The following is a 6,806-nucleotide window of genomic DNA, read 5'->3' as shown; positions in this document are numbered from 1 at the left end:
AAATGGTGCCGACTAACCGAGTCGAACGGTTGACCTACTGATTACAAGTCAGTTGCTCTACCAGCTGAGCTAAGTCGGCACACAAAACTGTGTGCAAAGGCACGCGTAACAATGTTTAAACTCTATTGGTTAAACACCACTACTTTAATAAATGGTGCCTCGACCCGGAATCGAACCAGGGACACGAGGATTTTCAATCCTCTGCTCTACCAACTGAGCTATCGAGGCACTTAAACAGTGCTAATTAAAAATCTTAAAGGATTTTTAATGCAACTCCCACTCAGTTCTAACGACTGAGCTATCTGGGCGTGCGGCGTATTAAACGAGTTTTGCCCTTACAAGTCAACTTTTTTTTTACTCTTTATAACTGTTTGAACGGTTTTCAAGCAACCAAAGGCTTTTTTATAAACTTATGTTTATTTATCCACCAAATAAAGTTCAAAATCTCTTATATAATCAATTAAACCAGACTAAAAACGTAGTGAATTATTTTTTGTAAATGTTACGATTACTATAATAATACGGTAAAGGCTTACCGTAGTTAAATATAGCAACTGGGAACATTCAATGCAGAGTAAATTCTCTTCACCGGTAAAAGGCTTACTACCTCTTTTTTTAATCATTAATATTACAGTAACAGCGCTCGCTATTATTGCACATTCATTTTATACACAAACAACAACTGAATCTGCTCAGACAGAGCCATCAATAAATATTACAACTCTTGCTAATAGACTTAATTTACCCATGGTTGATGCACTTACTATGTACGGCCAAGGTAAAGTAAAGCAGTTACTTGATTTAACGTCCCTACTAGATAACGATTTCGAATACACTTTATATCGTTTTAATGCCACCTCAGAAACTCAACTAGTATACAGCAGTAGTCAACCAGCTATAGACTCAATTAAAACCGACCAGCATCTGGTTGAGCAAGGTATTTTACATCATGTATTAACTCTGAACGATGAACCAATTGGCGAGCTTATAATTAAGCAAAAGCTAATGGCGCCACCACTAAGCGCCCAAGACTCGCAAGTTATTGCCTACATTATTGCTATAGCAAGCGTAGCTGCGCTATTTATACTTACTTTAGCTTTTAATATGTACATTAATACACGTTTACGTAAAAGCACCAACTCGCTTACTCAAGAGTTAAAAGCAATTACAGAGGACACTAATTACGATAGCAGCATTAATGAGCAACTAGACATTGGCTTAGGCGTGGTTGCAAAACACGTTAATTTATTACTGCAAAAAGTACAAAGTGCGTTGAGTGAAAACGACGTCGCACAAAAAGAGCTTTATAAACTACAAAATGGACTTGAAGCCGAAGTTCAAAACCGTACTTTAGCCCTTGAACAAGCAACCTTAAAAGCTGAGCGAGCTAGCGAAACTAAAACAACCTTTTTAGCCACAATGAGTCACGAAATAAGAACACCTATGAATGGTGTTATAGGGACTATTGATTTATTACGTCAAACAGAGCTTGATGGTGCACAGCATCGCTTAAGTACGATTATTCGTGAATCGGCATTTTCGCTATTAAGCATTTTGGATGACATATTAGATTTTTCTAAAATTGAGGCTGGAAAACTTAATATAGATCCCACCCCATTTTCTGTAACCGATACTATTGAAGAAGTTGCTAGAGTACTCTCTTCTGTTGCAAAAAAACGAGAGCTTGATTTAGAGCTATCAATAGCGCCTGATATTCCGACAAACCTTACAGGCGACAGCGTACGCGTTCGTCAGGTTCTTTATAACCTATGTAGTAATGCAATTAAATTTACAAGCACCGATGAGAAAACTCAGGGCCATGTAAAAATATCAGTAGAAGTTGCTCATAATACTGCTGATCACTTTACCTTACGCTTTTGCGTAACTGACAATGGTAAAGGGATGACCCAAGCGCAACTACGCGAAATATTTAACCCATTTATACAAGCCGAAAACTCAATTACCCGAGAATATGGTGGTACAGGTTTAGGCCTCTCTATTTGTAAAAGTTTAACCGAGCTAATGCTTGGTACAATTCATGTTACGAGCCATGCAGGCATTGGCAGTGAGTTTACTGTTGAGTTGCCATTTAGCACATCGGGTAAAATTAAATACGCACACAAAGGCGCGCTAGCAGGTAAACAAATTATTGTTGCCAGTAACCACCTTGAACGTGAAAAAGTGATGTATCGTTACTTATCGTTTATGGGCGCTAAAATCACTTATGTGCATAGTGAAGCTGAAATAGAAGAGCACCAATACTCTCAAGATATTATTTGGGTAGCTGACGGTATAGACAACATGGATAAAACTAACGCATTGCTTAGGCGTTTGTTTTATTCATTAGAAGATTATAACCAACAAGTCGTGGTATTAAGTAAGCTTGATGAAGCGGCTATAAATCATAAAAATATTTTTTATATAAATGCCTCACCTTTGTGTAAATCTAATTTTATGCTCTCTATTTTAGTTGCTGCGGGTCTGCACACTCCTAAGCAAATTAAAAAAACCAAGTCACTTAATAACTACTTAAATGTTGAGCAAGCTCGTAAATCTAACAAGTTAATTTTGTTAGTAGAAGACAATCTCTTAAATCAGCAAGTATTAACTGACCAATTACACATACTAGGCTTTGGCGTTGAAATAGCTAACAACGGTGAAGAAGGTCTAGATATGTGGAGAAAAGGTGACTACTCACTTATTTTAACCGACCTACATATGCCTAAAATGTCGGGCTACGATATGGTCGAAAAAATTCGTAACGAAGCTGAGCTATTAGAATCTGTAGATGCACAACCTTATATTATTGCTGTAACCGCAAACGCACTTAAAGGCGAAAAAGAGCGCTGTTTAGCTGTAGGTATTAATGACTTTATTACTAAACCTATAGAACTTAACGCGCTAGAAGATACTTTAAAACGTTGGAGCGATAAGCAGAACCAGAGTCAAAATGTAATTATTCATCAAACAACAGCATTGCCTATTGATATGGAAGCCGTTACTAAATATGTAAATGGCGATAAAGCTAAGCAGATTCGCTTTTTCAAAATGTATTTAGAACAAAGCCAAGGGCTAATTAAAAGTATTAACTCTGGTGTGATGGTTAACGATTTAAGTGAGATCATTGATGGGTGCCATCAATTAAAATCGATTTCTAAAACAATTGGCGCACAAATGGTATCTGAGCTTGCAAGTGCATTTGAAGATAAATGTAAAGAAGATGAGCTAAGCACTGATGAGTTAATAGACTTACGCGATAAGCTTGAAATTGAATATTCTAAAGCAGCTCAATTTTTAAAAGAGCAAGTAAGAACAGCTGAAGATGAGCAAGAGGACGAGCTGACCGATTAACAATAACGCGAGTAAGCTAAGTTGATAATAAAAAAAGGGCTAAATAGCCCTTTTTTTTATAACTTTAAATAATAGAGTTACTTTTCAGGCGGTCGGTAGCCTTCAATTTCAACATCTTTATCTTCAAACAAAAAGCCAACCATTTGCTCTTCTAAAAATGTACGGTGCTCTGGGTCCATCATATTTAAGTGTTTTTCATTGATAAGCATTGTTTGCTTATGCTGCCACTGCCCCCAAGCTTCTTTAGAAATATTGTTAAAAATTTTCTCGCCAAGTTCACCTGGGTATAACTGAAAACCAAGCCCTTCGGCTTCTTTTTGTAACTTTTGACAAAATACTGTACGTGCCATAATTGACTCTCTTAAGCGCTAAATGCTAATAGTTTAACCTATTGGGCTAATTTGTTTAACCAACTTTTTAGTTGGTGCAGCTAAGCCAACCTCTACAGATTGGTCAAGCGGATACCACACTAATTGTTTATCGTTTACTACATCTGGAATTTGCTTAACATTAAGTACATGCGGATTAATAGTTAATTCAAAATGCGAAAAAACATGAGTGAAGGGTTCTAGTAAATCGAGATCGCTATTAATGCCTTGCTGAGCTAAAAATAGCTCAAGGTCGCTGAACTCGTTAAATTCAAAAAAGCCAAACAAACCTCCCCAAATCCCACTACTTGGGCGCTTTTCCATTAAGACTTTTTCATCACACTTAATAATTAATTGATGGCAGCTTTTTTTAGGGACTGCTTTTTTAGGTTTAGAGTGCGGAAATTCTTTTACCTTGCCTGCATTAAAAGCACCACAGCCTAAGTTTAACGGGCATGCCCGGCAATCAAAGCGGCTACGAGAGCAAAGGCTTGCACCTAAATCCATCATGGCCTGATTAAATTCGGTCACATTATTTTTAGGTGTAAGCTGATTAGATAAATGCCATAACTGGTTTTCTACTTTTTTAACGCCGTACCAGCCTTCAATCATAAAGTAACGTGCTAATACACGCTTAACATTACCATCTAAAATTGGATGGTGCTGCCCAAGCGAAAGCGACAGCACAGCTCCAGCTGTAGAGCGCCCTATTCCTGGCAAGTCCATTACCTCATCAAGTGTTTGCGGAAACTCACCATGGTACTTATCACGTACTATTTTTGCAGTTTTATGTAGATTACGCGCACGAGCGTAATAACCTAAGCCAGTCCAGTGATGCAGTACTAAATCTTCATCAGCATTAGCTAAAGCAACAATATCAGGAAAGCTTGTCATAAATTTTTCAAAATATGGGATTACAGTAACAACTTGGGTTTGCTGTAACATCACCTCAGACACCCAGACTTTATAAGGGGTTTTACCTAATTGCCACGGCAATGTTTTACGCCCATGGAGGTGATACCAATCAACTACTTGGCTGGCAAACCAATCAGACTGCTTTTGATCTAGATCTAACATATTACGCTTTTACTCATGCTCAATGGCGGCTCAGTCTATTGTAGTTAATAAAAAGATCAAGCTATGTGGGCTGTATAATACGCTAATACTTGTGATTGGCGTCTTGGTCAGGGATAATACGCAACCATTTTTAAACACATTGTTTTTGTCAGGCCAATAATATGAGTGAATCAAGTAACAACAACCTTGAGCAAGCTAAGCAAGAAGGTAAGTACATCCGCACTATTCGTAGTTTTGTAAAACGCGAAGGCCGATTAACCAAAGGTCAGGCCGCTGCGATTGAAAAATGCTGGCCAACCATGGGCCTTGAGCACAAAAATGGCTTACTTGATTTAACCCAAGTGTTTGGTAACAACAACGATGTGGTGCTAGAAATTGGTTTTGGTATGGGCAAGTCACTTGTTGAAATGGCAAAAAGTGCACCGCACCTTAACTTTATTGGTATAGAAGTACACCGTCCGGGCGTTGGCGCATGTTTAATGGATGCCGATGAAGCTGGTGTAACTAATTTACGCGTGTTTGAACACGACGCAGTTGAAGTGCTTGCTGATTGCTTAAGCGATGAGAGCCTTACTACATTGCAATTATTCTTCCCAGATCCATGGCATAAAAAGCGCCATCATAAACGCCGTATTGTACAAACAGAATTTGCTGAAAAACTACGTTCTAAATTAAAAATAGGCGGTGTTTTTCATATGGCTACTGATTGGGAAAACTACGCAGAACATATGCTAGAAGTAATGCAAGCTGCCCCGGGTTATAAAAACCAATCAGAGACTAACGATTACGTGCCTCGCCCTGACTTACGTCCACTTACTAAGTTTGAGCAACGCGGCCACCGATTAGGTCACGGCGTTTGGGACTTAATGTTTGAACGCACTAAGTAATTACACTTTTATATTAATTTAACACATTGTAAGGCAAAGCCATTTATGAGCGTATTAACCAACCCAAGTTTACTGTTGCTTCGAAATAGTGAAGAGTTAACGGGTAAATCAATCTTGGTGGTCAACTTTGTTCAAGATGGCTTTTTAAATGAACTTAAAGCACTAAACCCGCAAAGTAATATTACAGCGTTTAGCTACAACCATGCCAATGGCGATTTTGCTAAAAACGTTAAAGATGTTGATGTATGTATTAATCACACTATTAATGGCGAAGGTTACGATTTAGTTATTCTTTATTACCCTAAATCTAAGCCCGAACTACTAATGGCGCTAGATAATATTCGTGCGGTAATAACTAAAGACGCTGATTTACTCGTGGTTGGCGAGAACAAAAGTGGTGTTAAATCAATTGAAAAACAATTAACGGGTAAGGCTGGCTTTAGCAATAAAATAGACTCTGCAAAACATTGTGTACTTTATTCTTTTAGCGACATTGAGCTAAATGCACATTTTGATATAAGCACTTATCACAAGCGGTTTACTATTGATGTAGCCAACACTTCCTTTACCGCTATTAGCGTACCAGGCGTGTTTAACCACGGTGGATTAGATGCTGGTACTAAGATGCTACTTGAAAATGCACCAACAGTTAAGCAAGGCAAAGTGCTTGATTTTGGTTGCGGCGCTGGCTTAATTGCCACCTTTTTAGGGTTACAAAACCCAGCACTTGAATTTGTATGTTCAGACGTAAGTGCTCTAGCTACTTACGCTACAGAGCAAACACTAAAACTAAATAATATTAAAGGCGAAGCGGTATTAAGTGATGGCCTTAAAAATATTACTGGTAAGTTTGATTTAATAGTGAGCAACCCACCGTTTCACACAGGGATTGCAACAGATTACACCGTAGCAGAAACATTTTTAGCTAATGCAAAACAGCACTTAACTAAAGCAGGAAAGCTAAATATAGTAGCTAATAGCTTTTTAAAATACCCGCCAATTTTAGAAACTCAGTTTGAAAACTATCAAACAGTATATAAGAATAATAAATTTGCGGTATATAGCAGCTAGTTTGATTTTACGAAAAGCTTGAGCACTAAAAGTGCTTAAGCTAACTTTCGAA

General features: G+C 38.0%; 5 protein-coding genes and 2 tRNA genes. 3 read left to right on the top strand and 4 right to left on the bottom strand.

Features of this window, described 5'->3' with window-relative positions:
- Window positions 1-3: 3 nt before the first annotated feature.
- Together ATS74_RS14355 and ATS74_RS14350 are read right to left on the bottom strand one after the other, a co-directional pair.
- Window positions 4-79, bottom strand: a tRNA-Thr gene (locus ATS74_RS14355).
- A gap of 73 nt (window positions 80-152) precedes the next feature.
- A tRNA-Phe gene (locus ATS74_RS14350) sits at window positions 153-228 on the bottom strand.
- Between the two features lie 339 nt (window positions 229-567).
- Here ATS74_RS14350 and ATS74_RS14345 point away from each other — a divergent pair.
- Complete coding sequence (locus ATS74_RS14345) at window positions 568-3,351, top strand: hybrid sensor histidine kinase/response regulator (RefSeq protein ID WP_058549550.1); 2,784 nt, start codon at window positions 568-570, stop codon at window positions 3,349-3,351.
- A 77-nt stretch (window positions 3,352-3,428) separates the two neighbouring features.
- Here ATS74_RS14345 and ATS74_RS14340 read toward each other — a convergent pair whose 3' ends face one another.
- Both ATS74_RS14340 and mutY read right to left on the bottom strand, forming a co-directional pair.
- Window positions 3,429-3,701: an oxidative damage protection protein gene (locus tag ATS74_RS14340; protein ID WP_004587535.1), complete on the bottom strand. Its 273-nt coding sequence runs from the start codon at window positions 3,699-3,701 to the stop codon at window positions 3,429-3,431.
- 33 nt (window positions 3,702-3,734) lie between these two features.
- Window positions 3,735-4,796 carry an A/G-specific adenine glycosylase gene (mutY, locus tag ATS74_RS14335; RefSeq protein WP_058549549.1) on the bottom strand — a complete coding sequence of 354 codons (1,062 nt, stop codon included), beginning with the start codon at window positions 4,794-4,796 and terminating at the stop codon, window positions 3,735-3,737.
- Window positions 4,797-4,957: 161 nt separating this feature from the next.
- Here mutY and trmB point away from each other — a divergent pair, with 161 nt between their 5' ends.
- Together trmB and ATS74_RS14325 are read left to right on the top strand one after the other, a co-directional pair.
- Entirely contained in the window at window positions 4,958-5,683 is a 726-nt protein-coding gene (gene trmB / locus ATS74_RS14330) for a tRNA (guanosine(46)-N7)-methyltransferase TrmB (protein WP_058549548.1), read from the top strand.
- A 45-nt stretch (window positions 5,684-5,728) separates the two neighbouring features.
- Window positions 5,729-6,754: a methyltransferase gene (locus ATS74_RS14325; protein ID WP_058549547.1), complete on the top strand. Its 1,026-nt coding sequence runs from the start codon at window positions 5,729-5,731 to the stop codon at window positions 6,752-6,754.
- The last annotated feature ends 52 nt before the right edge of the window (window positions 6,755-6,806 follow it).

The organism is Pseudoalteromonas sp. H103 (assembly GCF_001469205.1).
Taxonomy (GTDB): Bacteria; Pseudomonadota; Gammaproteobacteria; order Enterobacterales; family Alteromonadaceae; genus Pseudoalteromonas; species Pseudoalteromonas carrageenovora.
Note: the sequence above shows the minus strand (reverse complement) of the source record. Positions and strands in the feature narration are given on the sequence as shown.

Bases quoted from the DNA above. Each gene is read 5' to 3' on its own strand.
- mutY (WP_058549549.1), bottom strand. From the start codon at position 4,796: ATGTTAGATCTAGATCAAAAGCAGTCTGATTGGTTTGCCAGCCAAGTA.
- ATS74_RS14340 (WP_004587535.1), bottom strand. From the start codon at position 3,701: ATGGCACGTACAGTATTTTGTCAAAAGTTACAAAAAGAAGCCGAAGGG.
- trmB (WP_058549548.1), top strand. From the start codon at position 4,958: ATGAGTGAATCAAGTAACAACAACCTTGAGCAAGCTAAGCAAGAAGGT.
- ATS74_RS14325 (WP_058549547.1), top strand. From the start codon at position 5,729: ATGAGCGTATTAACCAACCCAAGTTTACTGTTGCTTCGAAATAGTGAA.
- ATS74_RS14345 (WP_058549550.1), top strand. From the start codon at position 568: ATGCAGAGTAAATTCTCTTCACCGGTAAAAGGCTTACTACCTCTTTTT.